The 25,482-nt window shown below is 67.5% G+C and carries 17 protein-coding genes; 13 read left to right on the forward strand and 4 right to left on the reverse strand.

Features of this window, described 5'->3' with window-relative positions:
* Positions 1-206: 206 nt before the first annotated feature.
* The 7 genes from FAZ95_RS08125 to FAZ95_RS08155 all read left to right on the forward strand — a co-directional run bounded on the left by FAZ95_RS08125 (position 207) and on the right by FAZ95_RS08155 (position 8,623).
* Entirely contained in the window at positions 207-1,805 is a 1,599-nt protein-coding gene (locus FAZ95_RS08125; RefSeq protein WP_137331977.1) for a sensor histidine kinase, read from the forward strand.
* An 8-nt stretch (positions 1,806-1,813) separates the two neighbouring features.
* Positions 1,814-2,272 carry a response regulator gene (locus FAZ95_RS08130; RefSeq protein ID WP_137331978.1) on the forward strand — a complete coding sequence of 153 codons (459 nt, stop codon included), beginning with the start codon at positions 1,814-1,816 and terminating at the stop codon, positions 2,270-2,272.
* The gene (locus FAZ95_RS08135; RefSeq protein ID WP_137331979.1) at positions 2,269-3,918 is read left to right on the forward strand and encodes an ATP-binding response regulator; all 1,650 of its coding nucleotides are present in this window, start codon (positions 2,269-2,271) and stop codon (positions 3,916-3,918) included. The genes FAZ95_RS08130 and FAZ95_RS08135 overlap by 4 nt, the downstream gene beginning before the upstream one ends.
* Positions 3,919-4,117: 199 nt before the next feature.
* Positions 4,118-4,597: a BCAL1086 family glycoprotein gene (locus FAZ95_RS08140; protein WP_254699850.1), complete on the forward strand. Its 480-nt coding sequence runs from the start codon at positions 4,118-4,120 to the stop codon at positions 4,595-4,597.
* Positions 4,598-4,664: 67 nt separating this feature from the next.
* Positions 4,665-5,126: an Rrf2 family transcriptional regulator gene (locus FAZ95_RS08145; RefSeq protein ID WP_137331980.1), complete on the forward strand. Its 462-nt coding sequence runs from the start codon at positions 4,665-4,667 to the stop codon at positions 5,124-5,126.
* 118 nt (positions 5,127-5,244) lie between these two features.
* Positions 5,245-5,895: an NAD(P)-dependent oxidoreductase gene (locus FAZ95_RS08150; protein ID WP_302674741.1), complete on the forward strand. Its 651-nt coding sequence runs from the start codon at positions 5,245-5,247 to the stop codon at positions 5,893-5,895.
* 130 nt (positions 5,896-6,025) lie between these two features.
* A complete protein-coding gene (locus FAZ95_RS08155; protein WP_137331982.1) occupies positions 6,026-8,623 on the forward strand; it encodes a mechanosensitive ion channel family protein in 2,598 nt (865 codons plus the stop codon).
* A 40-nt stretch (positions 8,624-8,663) separates the two neighbouring features.
* Here FAZ95_RS08155 and FAZ95_RS08160 read toward each other — a convergent pair whose 3' ends face one another.
* Positions 8,664-9,353, reverse strand: coding sequence for a cysteine dioxygenase family protein (locus FAZ95_RS08160; RefSeq protein ID WP_137331983.1), 690 nt, complete (start codon positions 9,351-9,353; stop codon positions 8,664-8,666).
* Positions 9,354-9,478: 125 nt separating this feature from the next.
* Here FAZ95_RS08160 and FAZ95_RS08165 point away from each other — a divergent pair, with 125 nt between their 5' ends.
* The gene (locus FAZ95_RS08165; protein WP_137331984.1) at positions 9,479-9,961 is read left to right on the forward strand and encodes an Lrp/AsnC family transcriptional regulator; all 483 of its coding nucleotides are present in this window, start codon (positions 9,479-9,481) and stop codon (positions 9,959-9,961) included.
* A 170-nt stretch (positions 9,962-10,131) separates the two neighbouring features.
* Complete coding sequence (locus FAZ95_RS08170) at positions 10,132-10,341, forward strand: hypothetical protein (protein WP_137331985.1); 210 nt, start codon at positions 10,132-10,134, stop codon at positions 10,339-10,341.
* Between the two features lie 44 nt (positions 10,342-10,385).
* On the opposite strand, the gene FAZ95_RS08175 is transcribed toward FAZ95_RS08170, so the two are convergent.
* Positions 10,386-12,839, reverse strand: a complete 2,454-nt coding sequence (locus FAZ95_RS08175) for an FUSC family protein (protein ID WP_137331986.1) — start codon at positions 12,837-12,839, stop codon at positions 10,386-10,388.
* 233 nt (positions 12,840-13,072) lie between these two features.
* Between FAZ95_RS08175 and recC the strand changes: the two genes are divergently transcribed.
* From recC to arfB, 4 genes are read left to right on the forward strand one after another with little or no spacing between them, the layout of a single operon-like run.
* Positions 13,073-16,516, forward strand: coding sequence for an exodeoxyribonuclease V subunit gamma (gene recC / locus FAZ95_RS08180; RefSeq protein WP_137331987.1), 3,444 nt, complete (start codon positions 13,073-13,075; stop codon positions 16,514-16,516).
* On the forward strand, positions 16,513-20,280 hold the full coding sequence (gene recB, locus FAZ95_RS08185; protein WP_137331988.1) for an exodeoxyribonuclease V subunit beta: 3,768 nt from the start codon (positions 16,513-16,515) through the stop codon (positions 20,278-20,280). The genes recC and recB overlap by 4 nt, the downstream gene beginning before the upstream one ends.
* Entirely contained in the window at positions 20,277-22,442 is a 2,166-nt protein-coding gene (locus FAZ95_RS08190; protein WP_137331989.1) for an AAA family ATPase, read from the forward strand. The genes recB and FAZ95_RS08190 overlap by 4 nt, the downstream gene beginning before the upstream one ends.
* Complete coding sequence (arfB, locus tag FAZ95_RS08195; protein WP_137331990.1) at positions 22,439-22,843, forward strand: alternative ribosome rescue aminoacyl-tRNA hydrolase ArfB; 405 nt, start codon at positions 22,439-22,441, stop codon at positions 22,841-22,843. The genes FAZ95_RS08190 and arfB overlap by 4 nt, the downstream gene beginning before the upstream one ends.
* A 69-nt stretch (positions 22,844-22,912) precedes the next feature.
* Here arfB and FAZ95_RS08200 read toward each other — a convergent pair whose 3' ends face one another.
* Both FAZ95_RS08200 and FAZ95_RS08205 read right to left on the reverse strand, forming a co-directional pair.
* Complete coding sequence (locus FAZ95_RS08200) at positions 22,913-24,193, reverse strand: sensor domain-containing phosphodiesterase (protein ID WP_137331991.1); 1,281 nt, start codon at positions 24,191-24,193, stop codon at positions 22,913-22,915.
* Positions 24,194-24,496: 303 nt separating this feature from the next.
* A complete protein-coding gene (locus tag FAZ95_RS08205) occupies positions 24,497-25,426 on the reverse strand; it encodes a DMT family transporter (protein ID WP_137331992.1) in 930 nt (309 codons plus the stop codon).
* Between the last annotated feature and the right edge of the window lie 56 nt (positions 25,427-25,482).

Below are 25,482 nucleotides of genomic sequence, written 5' to 3' on the forward strand. Positions count from 1 at the left end.
GCCAGGCGCGCGGGGAAGCGCGCCTGGGTTCGAAGCGCCCTCCTGGAGAGCGGCGGCGCTCCTTACGTTTTCATTTCATCGCGCTGCGATCGAGTCGCGCTGTGGCCGTTTCCTGCGCGCATCCTTTGTCATTCGCACGAAACGCCCACATAATGTTCCGTCGCCCGTGGACCGCGGGCCGACGTCCAGAACGACTCCACGCGCGCATGAGACTGACGACAAAAGGGCTGCTGCTGCTCGCGATTCCGACCGTGTTCGAATTGGCGCTCCTGGCCGGGCTCGTCAAGGCGCAGACTCAGGCCGAGCAGGCCGAGGCGTGGGCGCTGCACAGCAAGGACGTGCTGCGCCGGACGAGCGCGATCCTCGAGCCGGTGCTGGTCGAGTCGGTGCGCGTGCGGGGCGCGATCATCGAAGGCGACCGCAATTATTCGACGCCGATCTCGCTGTGGCTCGACCTCGACCGCGATATCGACCACTTGGTCGAGCTCGTCGCCGATAACCCGCTGCAAGTCGAGCGCGCCGCGCAGATCCGCCAGACCGCGCAGGAATACCGTCAGTGGTCGGACCGCGCGCAGGATCTGCTCGCCACCGGGCGCCGCGCCGACGTGCTCGAACGCTTTCGCGATCAGGCGACGACCGACGTCGTCGACCGCTTCCGTACCCAGGTCGCCGCATTCCAGGGCGCCGAGCTGCGCATCGACGCGCAGCGCTCCTCGGATGCCGAGGCGGCGCACGCGCAGCAGCAGATGATGACGGTCGCAGCCGTGGTGGGCTCGCTGATCGTCACGGCATGCGCCGTCTTCGTGTTCACGCGCGGCGTGCGCGGGCGGCTCGCGCTCTTGTCGGACAACGCGCGGCGGCTCGCCGACAACGAGCCGTTGAGTCCCGTGCCCGCCGGCAACGACGAAATCACGCAGCTCGACGAGATGCTGCGCGAGACGAGCCGGCGTCTGCTCGAATCGGAGCGTTTGCAGGCGCGCTTTCAGAGCGATCTCGCGCGCCGCGCCGACGAGCTCGCGCACATCAACGAGACGCTCTCGCAGCAGACGCAGGAAAACGAGATGTTCATCTACAGCGTGTCGCACGATCTGCGCGCGCCGCTCGTGAACCTGCAAGGGTTTTCGAAGGAGCTCACGCATGCTTGCGACGACTTGCGCCAGGCCGTGCGCAGCTCGGCGCTCGCGGAGCACGAGCGCGAGCATGTCGAGCGCCTGATCGACGAAGACATCGGCGAAGCGCTGCGCTTCTTGCAAAGCGCGGTGCTGCGCGCCGCGCACATCATCGATTCGCTGCTGCGGCTCTCGCGCGTCGGCCGCGTCGAGTACCGGCGCCAGGAGGTCTATGTCGGCGTGCTCGTGCAGCATGTCGTCGAGGCGATGCAGGCGTCGATCCGCGGCGCGGGCGCGGAGATCGTCGTGCACGATCTGCCTGCGGTGTGGGGTGACCCGACCGCGCTCGAGCAGGTGTTCGCGAACCTGATCGGCAACGCGGTCAACTACCTGAGCCCGGCGCGGGCGGGGCGCATCGAAATCGGCACGATTCCGGCGCCGCCGGGGGTGCGCTCGCTGCGCATTTTTTACGTGAAGGACAACGGCTTGGGGATTCCCGCAGGCGCGCTGCCGCGCCTTTTCAACGCGTTCCAGCGCCTGCACGGCAACGTCGCGGCGGGCGAGGGGATCGGCCTCGCGCTCGTACGGCGCATGGTCGAGCGCCACGGCGGCCGCGTCTGGGCCGAATCGACCGAAGGCGCCGGCACCACGTTTTACGTTTCGCTACCCGAGGCGGCCGCACCGGTCGCCGCATGAGGAAGGACATGACACAGCACGAGAGCTCCGGCCAATCGGTCAGCATCATCCTGATCGAAGACGACGACGGCCACGCCACGCTGATTCAGCGCAACCTGCGCCGCGCGGGGCTGACCAACGGCTTCATCCGGCTCACCGACGGCCAGGAGGCCATCGACTACTTCTTCGGCGACGATGCGCGCTTCGAGCACGATGCGCTCAGCGCGCCCGTGATCCTGCTCGATCTGAAGATGCCGCGCATCGACGGGCTCGAAGTGCTGCGGCGCCTGAAGACCGACCCGCGCACGGCGTCGCTGCCGGTGATCATGCTGACGACCACCGACGATCCGCGCGAAATCGAGCGCTGCTACGAGCTCGGCTGCAACGTCTACGTGACGAAGCCCGTCGAGAGCGAGGCGTTCATCGAGGCGGTGCGCCGGCTGGGCTTCTTCCTGCAAGTCGTCAAGCTGCCGACGGGCGGTCGATGACCGCCCACGTTCTCTTCGTCGACGACGACGAGGGCCTGTTGCGGCTCGCGACGCGCGCGCTCACGCGCGTCGGCTACCGCGTTTCGACGGCGGCGAGCACGGACAGCGCGCGCACGGCGCTGCTGCTGGAGCTGCCGGAAGTGATCGTCGTCGACTACACGCTCGGCACGGCCGAGACCGGCCTCGACTTCCTGCGCGCGCTGCGCGCGGCCGGCATCGTGCTGCCGGCGATCCTCTGCACCGGCTTCGCCGACGAGGCGCGGGTGATCGAAGCGCTGCGCTCGGGCGTCGCCGACATCGTGCCGAAGAGCGACGGCTATCTCGACTATCTGCCCGAGGCGATCGAGCGCGTGCTGCGCGAGACGCGCGTGCAGCGCGAGCTGGCCGAAGCGCAGCGCTTGAGCGAACGCGAGGCGCACTTTCGCACGCTGGCCGAAGAGCGCGAGCAGCTGCTCGCGTCGGAGCGCGCGGCGCGCACCGAGGCGGAACGCGCCTCGCGCGTGAAGGACGAATTCGTCGCGACGCTATCGCACGAATTGCGCACGCCGCTCAATGCGATCGTCGGCTGGACGCAGATCCTGATGCGCGACGCGAGCGAACCCGAGCGCGTCAAGAAGGGGCTCGAAGTGATCGAGCGCAATGCGCGCGCGCAGGCGCAGATGGTCGACGATCTGCTCGACCTCTCGCGCGTCATGGCGGGCAAGCTGCGGCTCGATCTCGAACGGCTCGATCTCGGCGACATCGTCGAGTACGTGATCCGCTCGGTGCAGCCCGCGGCCGATGCGAAGGAGATCCGCATCACGCCGATCCTCGAGCCGGCGGGGCCGGTGCAGGGCGACCCGGCGCGCTTGCAGCAGGTGGTCTGGAACCTGTTGAGCAATGCGATCAAGTTCACGGGCAAGCGCGGCAAGGTGGAGGTGCTGCTGCGCGGTGTCGAAGGCGAAGTGGAATTGACGGTCAGCGATACCGGGCAGGGTATCAAGCCCGAATTTCTCGCGCACGTGTTCGAGCGCTTCCGCCAGGAGGATACGGGCACGACGCGCCAGCACGGCGGCCTCGGGCTCGGTCTGTCGATCGCGAAGCAACTGGTCGAGATGCACTGCGGCCGCATCGAGGCGATGAGCGACGGCGAAGGACGCGGCGCGACGTTCGTCGTGCGCCTGCCGACCGCGAACATTGAGCCCGTGCGCGTCGCGGGCGCGCGCTCGCAGTCGCTCGAGACGCCGCCCGCGCTCGCCGGCCTGCACGTGCTGATCGTCGAGGACGAGCCCGATGCGCGCGAGCTCGTCGAGCGCCTGTTGCAGGAGCGCGGCGCCACGACCACCGCGCTCGACAATGCCGCCGACGCGCTCGCCGCCTACGAAGCCGCGCCGCCCGATGTGGTCGTGAGCGATATCGGCATGCCGGGCGAGGACGGCTACGAGTTCATCCGCAAGCTGCGCGCGCTGGAGCAGGCGGCGAGCGAGCGGAGCGGGCAAAGCCGCACGACGCCGGCCGCCGCGCTGACCGCGTTCGCGCGCAGCGAAGACCGGCGGCGCGCGCTGCTCGCGGGTTTTCAGACGCATATCGCGAAGCCGGTGGACCCATTGGAATTGGTCGTCGTGATCGCTGCGCTCGCGGGGCGCACGAGTGCATTGAGTGATTAGCCGCGCAAGAAAAAACGGAACAGACCGGCGCGCGCAGCAGTCTATTTCAACGCCTGTCAGGCAAACGCGCAGGCAAACGCGCGCAGACGGTACGCTGCGGCAAGGTATCGCGACTTTGCAGCGAAGTGCGCGGCGTATCATTGCGTCACTTCAGAAAATCAAAGCCCTCTCGGTACGGGGGATGAATGCGAGTGTCACCATGAAATATCTCAACGGGTTGTCGCGCGCCGCAATGGCGGCGTTCGTGCTGAGCGCGCTTGCCGCGTGTCAGAAGCATGACGAATCGGCTCAGCAAGCGGCGCAGGAGCAAGCCACGAAGCTCGGCGACGCGGCCGTTCAAGCGGCGCAGCAGGCCGCGAAGCGCGTCGATCAGGCCGCGAGCTTCGTCGGCCAGCAGGTCGATTCGGCGCGTCAGACGGCGCAGGCGCATGTCGATGCGGGAGCCTCGGCGCCGTCGATCAAGCTGAGCGCGAGCGGCGTGTCGGCCGCGACGCAGGCGCAACTGCAGGGCGCGGCGAGCGCGGCCAACGCCATGCTCGGGCAGGCCGCCTCGACGGCGGGCTTCGGCCTCCAAGCCGCGGGCCGCAAGCTGCAAAACTGGGCGAGCCAGAACAATGCGTCCGGCGGCGCGGCGGGTTCGGACGCCACGGGCGGCGCCGCGAAGTCCGGCGGCGACTGAATCCGAACTTGGCAAATCCAATTAATGTAATTATCATGGTTACACATTGTCGTCGGGCGGACTTGCGGTGAATACGAGCAGCCGGTTTGCATTTGCGATCCACGTCCTTGCGCTGCTGTCGCTGCAAGACGGCGTGCCGTTGTCGTCGGAAATCATCGCGGGCAGCGTCAATACGAATCCGGCGCTGATTCGGCGGCTGTTGTCGATGCTCGCCGAGGCTGGGTTGACGACGTCGCAATTGGGTGCGGGCGGCGGTGCGCTGCTCGCACGCGAGCCGAAAGACATCACGCTGCTCGAGGTCTATCGCGCGGTCGACGAAGCGCAGTTGTTCGCGTTGCATCGCGAGCAGCCGAATCCGGCGTGTATGGTCGGCAGGCAGATTCAGGGTGTGCTGACCGGGATCGTCGGCGATGCGCAGCAGGCGATGGAAGCGTCGCTGGCTGCGCGTACACTGGCCGATGTGACTGCCGATGTCGTGCGCGCCGAGCGTCAGCAGGAGCGCAAGCGGCGGCGTGGCGAGGCGGGGTGACGCAGCGCCCGTGCGGGTCCGCACCGGAAACAGCGGTATGGGAGGAGGCATGAGCCTCCGTTTTTTTCGCTATATATGTAACTAATACAGTTACACAAATCTCGGAATCAGGAGAACAATGATGCAAAAGTCCTTGAAAATCGCGCTCTTCGGGGCCACCGGCATGATCGGTTCGCGCATCGCCGCGGAAGCGGCGGCGCGCGGCCATCAGGTTACCGCGCTGTCGCGCGACCCGTCGCGCGGCGCGCAGGGCCTCGCTAACGTGAAGGCCGCCAAGGCCGACCTGTTCGATGCCGCGAGCATCGCTGCGGCGCTGGCCGGCCAGGACGTGGTCGCGAGCGCCTACGCGCCGCCGCAAGACGATGCCTTGAAGATCGTCGACGCGTCGAAGGCGCTCGTCGCCGGCGCGCGTGCGGCCGGCATCGAGCGGCTCGTCGTCGTGGGCGGCGCGGGTTCGCTCGAAGTGGCGCCGGGCAAGCAGCTCGTCGACAGCGCGGGCTTTCCGGACGTGTACAAGACCATCGCGCTCGCGCACCGTGAGGCCTTCGCGTTCTACCGCACCGTGACCGATCTCGACTGGACCTTCTACGCCCCGGCCGCGATGATCGGGCCGGGCACGAAGACCGGTAAGTTCCGCACGGGCGCGGGCGCACTCATCGCCGATGCGAGCGGCAACAGCGCCATTTCCGCAGAAGATTACGCGGTCGCGTTCGTCGACGAGATCGAGCAGGGCCGTTTCGTGCGCCAGATCGCGACCGTCGCGTATTAATGGGGCGCGGACCGGGGGCCGCGCGCAGCAAGGCGCGGCGTCCAAAGTGCAGCGCCTGGCTAACATTCGGTTACGGCTTCGATAGGGCGGCGCGGCTACACTGCGCTGTCCCGTACTGCGACCGAATGCCATGAAAGCAAGCCGCGAGCGGCGTAATGCCGGCGGCGGGGCGTATCGCGCCGTGCCGCTGGTTGTTAGTACCGCCACTCTCTTCTTCGCGTGGGTCCTGCCCTCGCTTTTCCGTCGGTTGTGTCTGGCGCTGATTGATGTGTCGCGCGATGGCGGTGGACGCGCCACGCGGCGTTCCACGCAATACGCGTGGCTTGCAGTGGCCGCTTGGCTCGCCTGTGCGGCCGGCGCGCCGCCCGCGCAGGCCGCGACAGTGGTCGCGCCGCCGTCGCTGCAGAGCTTTATCAACGCCGTGTCGAATCCGGCGTCGGCGCCTGCGCCGGCCTCAGCGGCTTCCGCCGCCGAGGCCGCATCGGCGCCGTCGCCCGCGAGCCAGGCCGAGATCGCCCGCTCGCTCGACAACGTCATCTCCACGCTCGACAACGACCGTCAGCGCACCGCGCTCGTCGCGCAACTGAAGAAGCTGCGCGACGCCACGCGCAATCTCGCGCCGGCGGCGGCGTCGGGTGCGCAAGCGGCGCAGCAGACGCCGGGTCTCCTGGGCGCGATCGCGTCGGGGGTTGTCTCGATCGAGGCGCAAGTGCGCCACGGCGATACGCCGCTGCGCTACTGGGCGAGCCGTCTAAGCGCCGCCGGCCTCGATCTCTACGCGATCGCGACCGGGCAGGGCGCCAATTCGCCGGGCCACGTGCTGCTGGATCTGTGCGCGATGCTCGCCGCCTGGGGCGCGTGCGCCGGCGCACTGATCTATCTGCAGCGCCGGCTGCATGCGCGCTACGGCATCGACGCCGGGCTGCAGCCGAATCCGTCGACGAGCCAGCTGATCATCTTCGCGCTGCGCCGCGTGAGCCCCTGGGTGCTCGCGTTCGTCGTCGTGCTGTCGATCTCGCATTCGCTTGCCGATTCGCTCGGCCGCACGCTCGCGATGGTGATCGCTTATGCGATTGTCGCGGGCGCCGTGTTCTCGGCGATCTGCCTGATCATGTTCTCGATGTTCGGCTCCGGCCATCGGCGCATCGCCGTGCACGCGCTGCTACGCCACGCGCGGCGCCTCTTGTTCGCGATCGGCATTTGCGGCGCGCTCGGCGACGCCGCCGTGAACTATCAAGTGGCGGGCCAGATCGGCAACAACCTCGCGTCGCTGATCTCGACAGCCGCGAACATGGCGGCCGCCGTCCTGACCGGCTACTTCGCGCTTGCGTTCCGCCGTCCTGTCGCGCACTTGATCCGCAACCGCAGCTACGAAAAGCGCGTGCGCCGCAAGGCCGCGACTGAAGCGTTCGACGTGCTCGCATCGCTCTGGCAACTGCCGATGCTGCTGCTCGCGGGCGCGTCGGTCGCCGCGACGCTCGCGGGCATGGACAGCTCCGAAAACGTGCTGCAGATTTCGGTCGTCACGGCGCTCTTGCTGGTGCTGGCCTTTTTCCTGTGCGCGGTCGTGATGCGCTTGACGCGTCTGGACGAAGCGCGTGCCCGCCGGCGGCGCTCGGCCTACGTGACGCGTCTTCTGCGCTTTATCGGCACGCTGATCACGCTGTTCATCTGGCTCGCGTTCCTGGAGTTCGCGTCGCGGCTGTGGGGCTTTTCGATCGCGCAGATCGTCGAGGACAGCGTGACCGCGCGCGGCATCGCGCATGCCGTGACAGCGATTTTGATGACGGTGTTTATCGCGTGGCTCGTGTGGATCGCGATCGATACCGCGATACTGGAAGCGCTCAATCCGAGCGGGCCGCGCAGCAAGGCGCGCTCGCCGGGCACGCGCGCGCGCACGATGCTGCCGCTCGTGCGCAACGCCGTGCTCGTGACGATCCTCACGATCGCCGCGATCGTCACCGCCGCGAACCTCGGCATCAACGTGACGCCGCTCTTGGCCGGTGCCGGCGTGATCGGCCTCGCGGTCGGCTTCGGCGCGCAGTCGCTCGTCTCCGATCTGATCACGGGCCTTTTCATCATCATCGAAGACACGATCTCGGTCGGCGATTGGATCGATCTCGACGGCGGCCACGCAGGGACCGTCGAGCACTTGACGATCCGTACGGTGCGCCTGCGCGACGGGCAGGGCGCGGTGCACTCGATCCCGTTTTCGCAGATCAAGATGGTGAAGAACCTGTCGCGCGATTTCGCGTACGCGGTGTTCGAGGTGCGCGTGCCGTTTTCGGCCGATGTCGAGCACGTGACGCGCCTGATTCGCGAAGTCGGCGCCGAGTTGATGGCGGACTTCCGCCATCGCCGCGAGATGCTCGGGCCGGTCGAGGTGTGGGGGCTCGATCGCTTCGAGCAGAACTGGATGGTCGTCAAAGGACAGATCAAGACGCGGCCGCTGCAGCAGTGGAGCGTCGCGCGCGCGTTCAATCTGCGTGTGAAGCGCAAGATGGATCAGGCCGGCATCGACATTCCGGTGCCGCAGATGGAGGTGCATATGGCGGAGCGCGAAGGCTCGCCTGTGAGCTCAGGCGCAGCGAAGAGCGCCGCGGGGCCGCACGGCGTGGCGGGATCGCACGACCTGTCGCATGAACCGCGCCCGGCGCCGCCCGCTACTGATCAGACTGCGCAAGTGACGCCGCAGATCTCCGCCACGGGCACATCCGGCAAGGCGTGACGCCACGGCGCGAGCTTTGATCGGCAATGGCGATCGGGGTTTAGACCAGTGCGCCGGCTTCGACGCGCACCAGATCGTTGACGTGCGTCGCGATCTGCGTGCCGGCTACGCCGTAGAGATGCAGCGATACGGCGGGCGCCGCGCTGCAGTTGCCGAGCTTGTGGATGCCCGTCGTCCCGGCGCGCACGTAAGACACCGCGCCGGTCTCGCGCGGATGCGTGCGCGCTTCGGTCGCGCAGCCCGCCTCCTCGTTCCAGTCGTAGACCGTTTCCGTTAGCGTTCCGTCGATCACCGCGTAGCCGCACCAGGTATGGTGAGCGTGCACGGGACTCGCCTGTCCGGGTTGCCAGACCAACGCGACGAGCGCATAGCGCCCGCGCGGATCGGCGGCGAGCAGATGCCGGCGATAGCAGTCGGCTGAGCCTTCGCGTTGTGCCGGCGCGAGCAGGGTTTCGTCGGCCGCGGCCTGCGAAAGCGCTGCGCGCACGCGGCGCGCGAATTCGGCGCTGTGCGACGGCTCGACGGCATGCGCGGCGGCGCGGAACGCGGCGTCGAGCGCTTCGCACAAGCGCGCGAGCGCGGGGTTCACGCGAGCGGCGAAATTCGGCTCGGCGGTTTCTTCAAGGGGGCACGGCTCGGCGAACACGATGGGCGTGTTCAGCACGGCGGCATCCTTGCCGGACGCGCTCGAAGCGCGGGCGTAGGGGCTGAATTCGGCATCGAGGTTCATGGGAGCTCCGTCGGGAATTGGTGTTGTTCGATGCCATATTTATACCGGTTTGCACGTAGAAAGAGTTTTCATATAATTCCCCGCATAAACTAAAAAGTAGAAAATTCTTCTAGGGAGCCGCGCAAATGGGAATGGACCTGATTGATAGAAAGCTCCTCGAATTGCTCCAGGAGGATGCGACGATGCCGGTGGCGGAGTTGGCGCAGAAGGTCAATCTGTCTCAGACGCCTTGCTGGAAGCGCGTGCAGCGGCTCAAGGAGGCGGGCGTGATCCGCGCGCAGGTCGCGCTGTGCGATCCGCGCAAGCTCGGGGTCGGAACAACGGTGTTCGTCGCAGTGCGGACGAACCAGCACACCGAGGAATGGGCGCAGAACTTCACGCAGGCCGTGCAGCACATTCCGGAAGTGGTCGAGGTGTATCGGATGAGCGGCGAGACGGACTATCTGCTGCGCGTCGTGGTGTCGGATATCGACGATTACGACCGCGTCTACAAGCTCCTGATTCGCGCGGTGCCGCTCTTCGACGTCAGTTCGAGCTTCGCGATGGAGCAGATCAAGTATTCGACCGCGCTGCCGGTGCGCGGGCCGGTGATGGATCACGGGCGTTGACGCGAGCGTTGATTTTCGCGGCGCCGGCTCGCTGCTGAAAATCGCCGGGTTTACCTCGACGCGCCGCGAGCGGAAGGCCACGGCATGCGCATTGCTGCAAGGCTTTAGCAAGCCGCATGCGCGTAGAATGCCGGCTTCCTTCTGTTTTAAGCACTCGCAAAGTCCGCACCATGAGCGATCCGCGCAGCAACAAGAATCCCACCGTTCGCATCGGCATTTTCATTGTGGTCGTCGTGCTGTTCGTGATCGCGACGCTGCTCTATAACGCCATTTCCCAGAAGCGCGAGTACGACCGCGAAAACGCACCGGCCAGCGATACACCGGCGGCCGTGGCCGCGAGCGCGGCGACGGCGGCTTCGGCGAGCGGGGCGTCGCAGTAGCGAACGCATGCCATGCGGGCGCTCGATTTCGCCGAGCGCCTCATTCACTCCTGCGGCAACCGGATCACGCCCGCATCCTTGCGGATCAGAAACGACGCCGCCAGCATCTGCTTGCACTGGTGCGCGAGCAGCTTCACGTCGTGCGTGAGTTCCGGCGGGAACGCGTCGGATTTTTCGGCTTCCACGGCCATCAAGTCCAGTTCGCGCGTGAGCTGCTTCGTGATTTCCGCCTGATCGGCTGGCGGCTCGCCGGCAAGCGCCCGCGACAGATTCTCGCGAACGGCCGATAACGCTCGCTGCAGCGCCTGAAATCCGCCGCCCTCGTGCTGCACGGTGTTGCGCAGGAGCGGGGCTGCCGCCGTGATCTGCGAGGCGAGCACATGGCTTTGCACGAGCAGGTCGTTGATTTCGGCGACGAAGTGCTGGTGCGCTTTCGGTTCGATCATCATGCGCTGAAACGCCTGCCCGAGATTGGCGAAGGCGACGTGCATGTGCTTGCGCGCGAGGCGGTAGCGGAATTCGCGTTCATGTGCGGCGTTGGCCGGCGTGGACTTCGATGCGGCGGGTGATCCCGGAGCGGGCCCTCCCGCGGCGGGTGATCTCGGGGCGGGTGATCTCGCGGTGGCTGACGCCGATGCGCTCGCAGCCGCGGTTGCCAGCGCACTGCCCGCCGGCAAGGCGAGGGGACTTGCCGCAACCTCGACGGAATGGACGCGGGCGCCGGATCCGATGGCGACGGCATCCGTCGCAACCGCTTCCGCAGGCACCGCGGCGGCGACCGGCTTGCCGCCCATCCACCAGCTCGCCTCGAGATACTGACGCGTGGCCGAAACCATGTCTTTGATGAGCTTGCCCATCAGCCGGTATTCCCAATACGGGAACAGGCGGCTTGCGGCGATCGCGATCATGCAGCCGATGAAGGTATCGATCGCGCGTTCGCCGATGATACGCATGCTGCCCGGCGCGAGCAGATGGAACATCAAGAGCACATACGACGACGTGAACACCACGCTCGCCGCATAGTTGAAGAGCAGGAGGCTGTAGCTCATCACCATCGACGCGAACATGATGACGAGCAGAATCCACGGATCCTTCACGAGCAGCATCAGCGCGATACTCGCCGCGCAGCCGATCGCCGTGCCGACGATACGCTGCGTGTTGCGCTGCTTGGTGAGCGAGTAGCCGGGCTTCAAGATGATGACGCTCGTCATCACGATCCAGTACGCGTTCGTAAGCGGCAGGAGACGCCCGAGCCAGAAGCCGACGGCCACCGCGATCGTCACGCGCAGCGCGTGCCGGAAACTCGGCGAGGCCATCGTGAGATTCGAGAAGATCTGCCTGAACGGCACGCGGCGGCTCGAGATGAAGCGCGAGAGCGTCTGGTCGATACGCATCTCGGTGTGCGTCGGCGGCTCTTCGCTCGTGAGGCTCTTCTTGATCTTGTCGATCTGGCGCGTGGCGCTCCAGATGCGCCGGAACGTGGCCGACACCGTTGCATAGGCTTCCGGATTTTTCTTCGGTAAATCGCGCTTGCGCATCAGCTCGAGCTCGTATTCGATCGCGCGCAGCTCGGCCTTCATGCTGGCGTGCGACTGCGGCGGCCGGTTTTGCAGCACGGCGAGCCCGATCTCCTCGAGGTCGCGCGCCGCTTTGCGGATCAGATCGCGATAGAAAATCATCAGGTCCGAGCTGCCGAACGTCTTGCGCACGAGCGGGTAGTCGGGGTGGGCGCCGACGAAGAGATCGTGCAGGTCGACCGAATTGATGAACAGATTGAAGAGCATCGTGCGGCGCGGGTCGAGCTTGCCGCTCCTCAACTTCGGCAGGTTGCGCAGCACGATGTCGCGCGCGGCGTCCTGCATTTCGACTGCGGCAATCTGCTTGGCGACGAGGTTACGGTAGCACTCGTCGAGATCGGATTCGAGCTCGTAGAAATCGGCGCGCGCGAGCAGATAGTTCGCGCAGGCAAAAAGGCCTTCGGCGAGCGCCTGCTTCTCGATCCGATAGGCCATCCAGCGCGATACGAGCGTCGCCCAGTACGTGTACCAGAGGCCGCCCGCGAGCATCCACCCCGCGTTGACGAGCGCCTGCATCGGCGTGAAGTGCTCTTCGAGCGTCACGACCATCATGAACAGCGTGGCGAAGCTGATCTGCGGCCAGCGGTTGCCGTACACGACAATGAGCGACAGCACGAACGTCAACGGCACGACGGTGGCCCACAGCGCAAGCACGTTGAACGTGGCAAGGCCGGTGGCGAGCGCGGACAGAAAGCCGATCACGCTGCACGCGAGCATTTCGTTGTGCTTGTACTTGAGCGGACCGGGCATGTCGACGACGCACGCGCCGAGCGCGCCGGTGGCGATCGTGAAGCCGAGCTCCTGATTCTTGAAGACGATCAGGCACAGGACGGCCGGCAGCGAGACGCCAACGGCGATGCGCAGCCCGCCAAAGAAGTACTGGCTATAGAGGAACTTTTTGATTTCGACCGAATAGCGCATCGATTGGGCTGGCAGACAACGGGGGCGGTAAAGCGGACGGGCGGGCCATCGGGGCCACATCCCGGACTGGCGTCGAGTCTAACGTATTTTGCTGTCGCAAAGACTCGGCCGGACGGCCTAGTTTTTCGGGCTTGCACCCTTTGCTATGCTGGCGCTTTCGTTCGGCGTGCGTGGCTGCGCAAAGGTGTCTTTCACGCTGATCTTCACGCGCCGCACGCTTTTGCAAAGGCCCCATGCTCCAGCTTTTCTACTCGAACCGTTACGAAACTCTGGTTGACGCGCTGCTCGACGACTTGTCGGCGGCGCCGTCCGATCCCTGGATCGCCCAGCAGATCATCGTGCCGAGCGCGGCGGTGCAGCGGCGGCTCGAGCTCGATATCGCCAGGCGCCAGGGCGTGTGCTCGAACGTGAACTTCAGCTATCTGGCCCAATGGCTGTGGGCGCAGATCGGCGGCGTGATTCCGGTGCCCGCGCATTCGCCGCTTGCGCCCGACCGGCTCGTCTGGCGCTGCTATCGCCTGCTCGGCGACGACCATGCCGAGGCCGAATGGCATGCGTCGCCGCGTCTTTCGACCTATCTCGCCGCCGCCGACGCGCCGATGCGCTACGAGCTTGCGCGCCGCGTCGCGACCGTGCTCGATCACTATCTGACCTACCGGCCCGAGTGGCTCACGCATTGGCAGCAGGGCGGATCGATCTTCGCGGGAGGCGGCGATGCGTTGAGCGGTGCCGAGAGCCGCGGGCCGAACCTGCGTGGGGCGAGCGCCGCCGCGCGCGAGGACGAGCGCTGGCAGGCGGCCTTGTGGCGCGCGCTGCTCGCCGAGCTGGGCGGCGGCGCGGATGCCCGCTCGCTTGCCGCGGCCACGCCGCCTGCGTATCGCTTTCTCGCCGAGGCCCGTTCGCTCGACCTGGACGCCGTGATGCACGCGCGCTGGCCGGAGTCCGTCAGCGTATTCGCGCTGCCCACGATGCCGCCGCTTCATATCGCGCTGTTGCGGGAGCTGTCGCGCTGGATCGACGTACGTCTTTACGCAATGAACCCGTGCCGCCAGTTCTGGTTCGATATCGTGAGCGAAGGGCGCATCGAGGCACTCGATGCGGCCGGCCAACTCGACTATCAGGAAGTCGGCCACCCTTTGCTTGCGGAGTGGGGACGGCAGACCCAGGCGCAGTTGCACATGCTGCATGAACTGACCGAGAGCGCGGCGTCGGCCGAGGCCACGCGCTACGCCGAAAACCCCGCGCCGACGTGGCTTGCGAAAGTGCAGAACGCGATTCTTGACCTCGAGCCGGAAATCGACGCGGAAGCGGCCGATGGCGAAATGCCCGGCGAGCGCGGGATCGAAGTTCACGTCTGCCACAGCCTGTCGCGCCAGCTCGAAGTGCTGCATGACCGCTTGCTCGCCTGGTTCAACGAGTTCGACGATCTCGCGCCGTCCGATGTGCTCGTCGCGTGCCCCGATCTCGCGGCGGCCGGGCCGTTGATCGACGCGGTGTTCGGGACGACCGCGGGCGGTGCCGCGACCGATGGGCGCCGGATGGCCGACGCTCGGATCCCCTATCGCATCACCGGCTTGCCGCCCTCGCAGGCGAATCCGATCGCGCGCGTACTGCTCGACTGGCTCGCGCTTGCCGAGCGCAGCGTCGGTGCGCCGGAGCTTGTCGAATGGCTGCGCGTCGACGCGGTGGCGGCGCGCTACGGCATCGATGCCGCCGCGCTCGAAACCGCGCAGGAATGGCTCGCTGCAGCGGGCGCGCGGCGCGGCTTGGCCCCAACGGTGCCCGCGGACGAAGCGGTGCCCGTCGCGCGCCATACGTTCTCCGATGCGCTCACGCGGCTCTTTCTCGGCTACGCGATGCCCGAAGGCGGCGAGCCGGTCGATGCGTGGCTGCCGGTCGACGGCGCGAGCGGCTCCGAGGGCGAGCTGCTCGGGCGGCTCGCGCGCTTCGTCGACGATCTCGACGGCTTTGCGCGCCGCACGTCGCAAACCCTGCCGCCGCAAGCCTGGAGCGAATTGCTGCTCGATGCGCTCGCGCGCTTCTTCGATCCCGGCATCGCGTTCGCCGATTCGCTCGCCGACGTGCGCGACGCGATCAACGCGCTCGTCGACGTGATGCGCGAGGGCGCACCGGAGGTCGCGCTACCCGCGGCCGTCGTGCGCGCGGCGCTCACCGAGGCGCTCGACGACCCGGCGCGCGGCGGCGTGCCGTGGGGTGGCGTCACGTTCTCTTCGCTCACGAGCCTGCGTGGCTTGCCGTACCGCGCCGTGTGTCTGATCGGGATGGACGACGGCGTGCTGCCGAGCCTCGCGCGCGCCGATGAATTCGATCTGATGGCGGCGTTCGGCAAGCTCGGCGACCGGCAGCGGCGCGACGACGAGCGCAATCTGTTTCTCGACTTGCTGCTCGCCGCGCGCGACCGGCTGTTCATCGCCTACACGGGTCGCAGCATTCGCGACAATGCGGCGTTGCCGCCTGCCGCGCTCGTCGATGAATTGCTCGACCATCTCGCGCAGGTCTCGGCGGGGCCGGACGCAGCGCCCGCACAAGTCGACGAGGCGCGGCGCGCGTTCATCGTCGATCATCCGCTGCAGCCGTTTGCGGCCGAGTATTTCGAGGGCAACAGCGTCGAAGGCAAGAGCGGGCTCTTCACGTACGACGCCGAGCGCGCCGTGCTGGCTGAGCGCATCGCGAGCGGCGAGCGTGTCCCGGCGCTTCCATTCTTCGCCGATCCACTCCCGCTCGAAGCGGCCGAATCGATTGCATTCGACGAGTTCGAGCGCTTCTGGCGGCATCCGGCGCGGGCGCTTCTGCGCGACAGGCTGGGCATCGTGCTCGCCGATGCGCAGGGCGAGCTGATCGATACGGAGCCGTTCGAGCTCGACTATGCCGGGCGCGATGCGCTCGCCGAGCGCTTGCTGCCGGCGCTGCTCGAAGCCGACGGCGACGCCGTGGCGGCGCGCGTGCAGCGGGTGGCCGAAGCAAGCCCGGAGCTGCCGGGCGGCGCGACCGGTGAGGTCTGGCGCAACCGCGAGCTGAGCGCGCTGAGAAGGCTCGCCGACAACGTGCGCAGCGAACTCGCGTCAGGCATCGAGCGTCTGCCGTTCGTCCTCGATCTCACGCCGCGCTGGCCCGACACGGGCGGCGTCGAATTGTTCGGCATGCACGGCGCGACACTGCGCGAAGGCATCGAAGCGACGCGCACGCCGCTCGCCATGCACGGTACGCTGAACCTTCTTACCGAAACCGGACAAGTGATCTTTCGCTATGCAAACGCGACCGCGCGCGACTACCTGTCGGCGTGGCTCGCCCACTTGGTCTATTGCGCGGTGCGTCCGGACGGGCCGCGCCGCACCGTTTGGCACGGCGGCAAGGAGAGCTTCGAGCTGACGCCGGTCGCGGCTCCGCTCGACCAGCTCGCGCCGCTCGCCGCGCTCTTCATTGCGGGCCGCTCGCTGCCATTGCGCTTTTTCCCGAAAAGCGCCTGGGCCAAAGTCAGCGATAGCGATTCCGCCGCGCTCAGCGCGTGGATCAACGACCGTGTGCGCGGCGAATCGGACGACCCGGCGCTACGCGTCGCGTGGCGTGGCGCGAACCTGTCGCTCGACGAGCCGTTTCCCACGCTCGCGCACCTCGTGTTCGATCCGCTGATCCAGCATTTGAGGAGCGGATCATGAGCGACATCCGCTTTACGTCATCCTCGCTGCCCACGCATGAGCTCGACGTCTTCGCATGCGAGCTCGATGGCGTAAATCAGATCGAGGCGTCGGCGGGCACAGGCAAGACTTGGAACATCTGCGCGCTCTATGTGCGCTTGCTGCTCGAGAAAAATTTCAACGCGGACCAGATCCTCGTCGTCACGTTCACGAAGGCCGCGACCGCCGAACTGCACGAGCGGATTCGCGGCCGGCTAGCCGAGCTCGAGCGTGCGATCGAAACGGATGACGACGGCGGCGATCCGTTCGTCGCGCGCTTGTTCGAAACGACGCTCGCGGCCGGCGGCGGCATCGAGCCGGAGGCGGCGCAAAAGCGCGTACGGCGGGCGCTTCGCACGTTCGATCAGGCGGCGATTCACACGATCCACGCGTTTTGCCAGCGTGCGTTGCAAGAGGCGCCGTTCGCGGCCGCGATGCCGTTTGCGTTCGAGATGGAGACCGACGACGCGTCGCTGCGCTTCGAGCTGGCCGCCGATTTCTGGCGCGAGCGTGTCGAGCCGACGGCGGCTGCCCATCCCGCGTTTGCGTCGTGGCTCGTCGCGAAGCGGGCGGGGCCGGCCACGCTCGACGAGCAGCTGGCGCGCCGTTTGAAGAAGCCGCTCGCGCTGTTGCGCTGGGGCGGGCCGGATGCCGACTCCGCTGCGAACCATGCTGCACGCGCGGCGGAACGTTTCGACGAAGCCCGAGCGCTTTGGCAAGCGGAGCGCGACGCGATCGTCACGCTACTCGACGCGGCGCAAGCGGTGCTCAAGCAGACCACGCACAAACCGGACGCGGTGAGCGCCGCGATCGAAGCGTGGTCTTCGTATTTCGACGAAGGCGATTGCCATGCCGCGCCGCCGCGCGCATTGAAGCTCACGCAGGAAGCGCTCACAAAGGCGACCAAGGTCAAGCAGTCGCCGCCCGAGCATCCGTTCTTTACGCTCGCCGAAGCGTTAACGGCCGCGCAAGACGCCGCTGACGCCGCGCATCGCGCACGTTGGCTCGAGCTCGTCGCTGCATGGCTCGACGAGGCGCCCGCCGCGCTCGCGGCGATGAAGCGCACGCGGCGCGTCGTGTCGTTCGACGACCTGCTGTCGAATCTATACGGCGCGCTTGCTGCGCACCCGTGGCTCGCCGACGCACTGCGCACGCGCTACCCGGCAGCGCTCATCGACGAGTTTCAGGATACCGATCCGTTGCAGTTCGCGATCTTCGAGCGGATCTTTGCGCAGGGTCCCGGCACACCGGGGCCGTTGTTCCTGGTCGGCGACCCGAAGCAGGCGATCTACAGTTTTCGCGCGGCCGATCTGCACACCTATCTGGCGGCGCGCGCGTCGGCATCGGAGCGTTACACGCTCGCGGTCAATCAGCGCTCGACGCGGCCGATCGTCGATGCGTGCAATCGCATCTTCGGCGCCAACCCGCAGGCGTTCGTGCTCGACGGGCTCGACTATCAACCCGTGCGCTCGGGCTCACGCGAGCGGCCGCCGCTGGTGGATGACGCGCGAGGGGCGGCTGACGCCGGCGACTTCCGCGTCTGGCTCCTGCCCGAGGGCGACGCCGTGCTGCCAAAGCGCGAGGCGCAGCGGCAGGCGGCCGAAGCGTGTGCGGCCGAGATCGTGCGGCTCATGCGCGGCGCGCGCGAGGGCACCGTGACGATCGGCGGCGAGCCGCTCGCGCCGGCCCGCATCGCCGTGCTCGTCCAGACCCACAAGCAGGGCAGCCTCGTGAAACGCGTGCTGGCGGCGTGGGGCGTCGGCAGTGTGGAGCTGGCGCAGGCGTCGGTGTTCGGGACGCTCGACGCCGAGCAGATCGAGCGCGTGCTGGCTGCGATCGATACGCCCGGCGATCTGCGGCGTTTGCGCGCCGCGCTGGCGACCGATTGGTTCGGGCTCGATGCCGCCGCGCTGTGGCGTCTCGAACAAGCCGCTGACGCGGCCGATGCTGCGCAGTCTTTCGAGGCATCCGCAGCCAACGATGCCATGGGCTGGGTCGAGCGCTTTTCGCGCTACCGCACGCTGTGGCACGAGCGCGGTTTTGCGGTCATGTGGCGCACGCTGATGCGCGAGTTGCGGGTGGGCGAACGGCTCGTCGGGGGCGCGGATGGCGAGCGGCGCCTGACCGACGTCAATCATCTGGCCGAGCTCGTGCAGGCACGCGCGGCCACGCAGCCCGGGATCGCGCCGACGCTGCGCTGGCTGGCCGCGCAACGCGAAGCGGGCGGCGGCGACGAAGCGCAGTTGCGGCTCGAATCGGATCGCAACCTAGTGCAGATCGTGACCGTGCACAAGTCGAAGGGGCTGGAGTACGCAGTGGTGTTCTGTCCGTTCCTCAACGACGGGGCGCTGCGCGAGCCGCCTGCGTCCGGCCTGCCCGATGCGCGCGAATATCACGACGAGGCGGGCATGGCCGTGCTGCACTACGGCTGCGACGGCGAGGAGGCTGAACGTGCCGAGCGCGATGCGGTGCGAGAGCAGGCCGCCGAGCGCGCGCGACTGGTCTATGTCGCGCTCACGCGAGCGGTGTACCGCTGCTATCTGGTGGCGGGCACCTATCTCTCGTCGCGCTCCACTAAGGAGTCGCGCCGCAGCGTGCTGAACTGGCTCGTCGCCGGCAGCGGCCACACGTTCGACGCGTGGCTCACCGACCCGCCCGAGGAGGGCGCGCTCGCCGCGAGCTGGCAGGCGCTGGGCGGCGGTCCGATCACATTGGCACCGTTGCCTTCGCCGCCGCGGCGCGAACCGCTGCAGAACGAACAGGCCGGCGTGCGGCGTCTGATGGCCCGCACGAATCGTCGTACCTTGCACGACGCATGGCGGATCGCGAGCTTCAGTTCGCTGATCGCAGCGGGGGCGCGGCATGAGACGGGCGGCGCCGAACTCGACGAGGCGCGTCCCGATCACGACGAACTCGCCGAGGCGGCGGCGCTCGCGCGTTCCGAACAAGCCGAGCCTGCGACAGTGGAGCGAGCGGCGGCGAACACGCCCGCCGCGCCGGCTATCCCTGCCGACGACATCCTCATGTTCCCGCGCGGCGCCGCAGCGGGCGAGTGCTTGCACCGGCTGCTCGAACTGGCTGACTTTTCCGATCCGGCCAGCTGGCCTCAGGCGATCGAGCGCGCGCTGCGCGAGCGTCCGGCACCGGCCACGGAAGAGGAGGCGCGGCGCTTGCAGGAGATGATGGCGACATTCCTCGCCGATATCGTCGCGACCGAACTCGTGCCGGGCATGACGCTCGCCGCGCTGAACCCCGAGCGCCGCCTCAATGAACTGGCGTTCCTGTTTGCCGCGCCGGCCCTGGATTTCGCGGCGTTGAGGCGCTTGCTCGCGGCCAACGGCTACCCCGATACCGCGCTCGAACCGGGGGCGTTGTCCGGTTTCGTCAAAGGATTCATCGACATGATCGTCGAACACGACGGCCGCTATTGGATCGTCGACTGGAAGTCGAACCATCTCGGCACGACGCCCGGGCAGTACGATGCGGCGGCGCTCGACGTCGCGATGGCCGAACACGCCTATCACTTGCAGGCGCTGCTTTATACCGTCGCGCTGCATCGCTATCTGAAGGCGCGCAAGGCGAACTACAGCTACGACGCCCATATCGGCGGGTATCTGTACTTGTTCGTGCGAGGCGTGCGGCCCGCATGGCGCGATGGCGCGGCGCCCGCAGGCGTGCATGCGCGTACACCGGGGCGCTCGCTCGTCGAAGCGTTGGATGCGCTGATGGGCGGAGGGGCGGCATGAGCGAGCCACGTCAAGCCACATCGAGCGCCGCCACCCGGGCGGCCACCCGCGCTGCGCAGGCCGGCGCAGCCGAGCCCGCCGACTTCAGCACGGCGCTCGCGGAGGGCTTCGCGCGGCGCATCGGTGCGCTGTCGCGGCGTTTGGGCGCCGGCGCCGGCAGCGTGCGCTGGGCACAGCGCGCCGCGTTCGCCGCGAGCCGCGCGACGACTGCCGGACACGTCTGCGTGCCGCTCGCGAGGCTTGCGCGCCGCTATGGCGAGCCGCTCACCGATGTGCGGGCGGCGCTGTTCGCGAGCGGTGTCGTCTCAGACGGCACGGAAGACGCGGCGGCGCTGCGTCCGCTCGTGATCGATGAAGCCGGGCGCTTGTATCTCGCGCGCTATTTCGACTACGAACGGCGGCTCGCAACGGCGCTCGTCGAGCATGGTCAGGCACGCGAATCACGAGGTCATTCGGAATCCTCTTTACCGGATGCCGGCGGGCCCGACGGCGCCAAGGCGCTCGAGGCCCGCTTACTGCGCTACTTCGGTCCACCGCGGGACGACGAAATCGACTGGCAGCGCGTCGCCGCCGTCGCGGCCTTGTCGGGCCGTCTCACGATCGTGAGCGGGGGGCCCGGCACGGGCAAGACGACGACGGTCGTCGGCGTGCTCGCCTGTCTGATCGACGACAACCCGGGCTTGCGCATCGCGCTCGCCGCACCGACCGGCAAGGCCGCGCAGCGCATGCAGGAGGCTTTGCTCGCGCAGTCCGGCAAGCTGCCTGCGGAGATCGCGGCGCGCCTGCCTCAGACCTCGCACACGCTGCACCGGCTGCTGGGCTCGGGGCCGAACGGGCGCTTCAGGCATCATCGCGGCAATCCGTTGCCCTACGACGTGGTGGTGGTCGACGAGGCGTCGATGATCGACGTCGCGATGGCCGTGCATCTCGTCGATGCGCTCGCGCCCGCTACCCGTCTTGTGATGCTCGGCGACAAGGACCAGCTCGCAGCCGTCGAGGCCGGGGCGGTGTTCGCGGAACTGAGCGCGCGGCCTGCGTTCAGCGCGTCGGGTGTCGCGCGGGTCGCGCAAGCGCTGGGAATCGACGAAGAACGGTTCGCGGCGGCGCTGGAAAATGGCGCGGATGACGTCGAACCGTACGCGGCAGAGCCGGCATTCGACGACGAGGCGTTCTTCGCAGCGTTGGACGACACCGAGCCGCTGGCCTGGTTCGATGAGCCGGATCGTCCACTCGACGGCGATATCGTTGCGGAAAGCCATGAGGAAGCGTCCGCAACCCTCGATCGCCGAGCACCCGCATCCACGCCATTGACCGACTGCGTCATCTGGCTCGAACGCAACTATCGATTCGGGCTGGAGTCGCCGATCGGGCGGCTCTCGGTCGCGATCCGGCACGGCGACGTCGGCGGCGCACTCGACGCGTTGTCGATCGATCCCGATGCGCCGGGCGCCGCCGCGCTATACGAAGATGCGGGGCCGACGCTTTCCGAGCGCACGGTGGCGCGCTTGGCGCAAGGCTTCGCGCCGTACGCGCAAGCGCTTGCCGACGCGCTGGCTCAACGCACGCCGGACGCCGCGCCGCTCTTCGACGCGTTGAACCGCTTTCGCGTGTTGTGCGCGACACGCGCCGGCGCGCGCGGCGTCGATCAGTTGAACACGTTGATGGCCGCGCACGTGCGGCGTGCCGCGAGCGTGCCGCTCGGCGTCGGTGCGAGCTGGTTCGCCGGCCGTCCGGTGATGGTGACGCGCAACGACTATGCGTTGGGCCTCTTCAACGGCGATATCGGCATCGCGCTGCCCGCTGCGGGAGCAGGCGCGGAGGGCGCACTGCGCGTTTATTTTCGCGCCGCCGACGGCAGTCTTCGAGCCGTGTCGCCCGCCGCGCTGCCGCCGCACGACACCGCGTTCGCGCTGACGGTGCACAAGTCGCAGGGGTCCGAGTTCGATCATGCGGTGCTGGTGCTGCCGGGCACGGCGAGCCGCGTACTCTCGCGCGAATTGGTGTACACGGCCGTCACGCGCGCGCGGCGCGCCGTGCAGGTGATCGGCTCGCGAGCGGTGCTGAGCCAGGCGATCGCGACGCCGACGCAACGCGATTCGGGCCTCGCCGAGCGGATCGCGGCCGCGCTGCGGGAACCCACATCACGAGTGACCCACCCATGACGCTGCGCTATAGCCTCGCACCGGGCGAGATCGAGTTGACCGCCGTTCGCGCCCAAGGCGCGGGCGGGCAGAACGTCAATAAAGTGTCGAGCGCGATTCACCTGCGCTTCGACATCCGCGCGTCATCGCTGCCCGAAGTCTTGAAGATGCGGCTGCTCGCGCTGTCCGACCATCGGATTACGCGCGACGGCGTCGTCATCATCAAGGCGCAAGAACATCGCACGCAAGAGATGAATCGCGCGGCGGCGCTTGCGCGTCTCGACGAGCTGATCCGCAGCGTGAGCGTGACGCGCCGCGCGCGCATCGCGACCAAGCCGACGCGCGCGTCGACGGTGCGGCGTCTCGAGGGCAAGACGCATCGCGGCGCGATCAAGGCTGGGCGCGGCCGCGTAACGGAATAAACGGAATAAACGGAATGAAGCGCGAGCGGCTCACTCGCTCAATCGAGGGACAGTTGCGCGGCGTACGAGTCAAGTCCCGTCCGCATGGACGGGCGTGTGCGCTTCCATCAGGAAGTCGACGCAGAACACGTCGAGCGCGCCGTTCAAGGTGACGGCGACGGCGGCGGTATAGCAATCCTTGCCGTCCGATGGCGAGAAGTGCGGGCCCATTACGGCGACGCGGCCGGGCGACGCGAGCGCGCGCTTGAAGTACGCGCGCCGCGACCAGTTGCTGTGGATGTCGGGAAACAGCGGCGCCAGGCGTTCGGGCCGCAGCGCGCCGGCTGCGGCGATCGACGGGCGCTGCTGCTCGCCGTGCGCGTCGATCACGAACACGCGCCGCGCCTCGGGCACGCGAAACGCGCGCTCGGCGGCCTGCGCGAGATCGCCGGTCGCCTCGTAGGCGCGCGCGCCGGCGAGGACCACCGTTTCGAAGCTCGTGCACGAGCGCGACTTGCTGCTCGAATGCGGCTTCGCCCGCGTGTTGAAACGCTCCCACATCGATTCGATGAGCGCGGGGGTGGCTGCGTTCGCGGCATCGATCGACGCTTGCGGGCGGGCGAGCCAGAAGCCCTGCACGAAATCGATGTCGGCGCTCATCAGCGTCATCAGCTCACTCTCGGTTTCGATGCCCTCGGCGAGCACCATCGCGCCCGCGCGATGCAGCATCGTGACGAGATGCGTGACGAACTGATGATCGGTGCCCGTGCTCGCGATCCGCGTGACGAGCGAGCGGTCGAGCTTCACGATGTCCGGCCGGAATTGCCAGACGCGATCGAAGTTCGAGAGGCCCGTGCCGAAGTCGTCGATGGCGATCAGGAAGTCGCGTTCGCGCAGCAGCTCGACGGTCTGCGCGAGCAGCGCCTCGTCGTTGGCGGGCTGCTCGAGCACTTCGATCACGATGCGGCTGTGGGGCAGGCCGAAGTGCGCGCACAGTTCGTCGACGAACGTGTGGTGCGGCCAGCCCATCTGGAAGAGCCGTGGTAGCGCGTTGACGAAGAGCCAGTCGGTCGCGACGTTCTGCTCGGCGAAGTTGGCGAAATGCAGGCACCGCGTGAGCCGTTCCAGCGTCAGCGCCGCGCCGAACGATTGCGCCGCGCCGAACAATTCGTCAGGTGTGATCGCGCGGCCGTCGGCGGCGGTTGCGCGCAACAAGGCTTCGTAACCGACGATGCGCTTGTGCGCGATCGACAGCACCGGCTGGAAGGCCGAGCGCAAGGTGACCGAATCGTAGATGGCGTACCAGCCGGTTTCGTCGCGTGCGAGCTGCGGCAGGAGGCCGGCGAGCGTGAGGTCGCGTCTCGTGGTCATGAGAATGCACGCCCTTGGAAGTGATGCATCCGGGATTCGTCCCGGCCAGCGGCATAAAGGCAGCGGCACGTGACGCGGGCCACGTGGGCGTTGAATTCGTATGAGAACTCGTGAACGAAGACGCTAGCCATGCCGGACTCCGCTGATTCACTGCGTTTCGAGTGTAACAAAGCGAGCACTCGATGCGATGGAGGTCAGGGTAAGTCCAGACCCGAACGAAACTATGTGCGATCGGGTACGGTGCCAAGGGATTGGCGGATCGAGGAAGGGTGTTTACTGGTGCGGCAGCGAACCCGAAAAGCGTTATGACGCTTTTCCTGTCTCGCGCCGCCACGGCACGCCTTTGATGAAGCCCGTCGCGAGCGCGGTGCCGAGCAGAATGATCGCGCAGCCTTCGAGCATCGCCGGCGACACGCGCTCGGCGAGAAACAAAGCTCCCCACAGAATGCCGAAGATCGGGATCACGAAGGTCACGGTCATCGCTCGCGCGGGACCGGCCACATTGAGCAGATGGAAGTAGAGGAAGTACGCGATGCCCGTGCAAGCGATGCCGAGCGCGAGGATCGCACCCCACGCGTGCCACGAGACCGGCGCGGCGGGCCACGTGAGGAGCGCGAACGGCAGCAGCACGATCGTCGAGCCGGTCATGCTGCCCGCCGCGAGCGTGAGCGCATCGACGCCGTTCAAGTGGCGCTTCGTGTAGTTCGCGGCGATGCCGTAGCACAGCGTCGCGCACAGGGCGGCGCCTGCGGCGAGCGCGCTCGCCAGGGGCGTCGCGGCGCCGTTGCCGTGCGGCGCTGCAATCTGATCCCACACGAGCGTCAGCACGCCGGCGAAGCCGATCGCAAGACCTAGCGCACGCGGCGCGTTCAAGCGGTCCTTCAGCCAGACGAAGGCGACGAGCGCGCCCCAGAGCGGCGTCGTCGCATTGATGACGGACGTCACGCCCGCCGACAGCGTCAATTCGGCAAACGCGAACAGGCAAAACGGTGCGCCCGAATTGAGCACGCCGAGGATCACGAGCGGCACGGCGCGCTGTTTCAAGACGCTCAACGCTTCGCGCGGCGGCTTGCGCGCGAACAGCAAGCCGAGCAGGAAGATCGCGCCGATCGCGACACGCAGCGCCATCAGCGGCGCCACGCCGAACTCGGTCACGCCGACGCGGATAAAGAGAAATGACGCGCCCCACAGTGCGGCGAGCACCATGAGCTGGACAACGTTTTGGACTTTCATCGAGGAGGCGTATTGAAGCGATCGGGACAGGATGCGCACGCATCTTATCACCGGCT

The organism is Trinickia violacea, assembly GCF_005280735.1.
Classification (GTDB): Bacteria; Pseudomonadota; Gammaproteobacteria; order Burkholderiales; family Burkholderiaceae; genus Trinickia_A; species Trinickia_A violacea.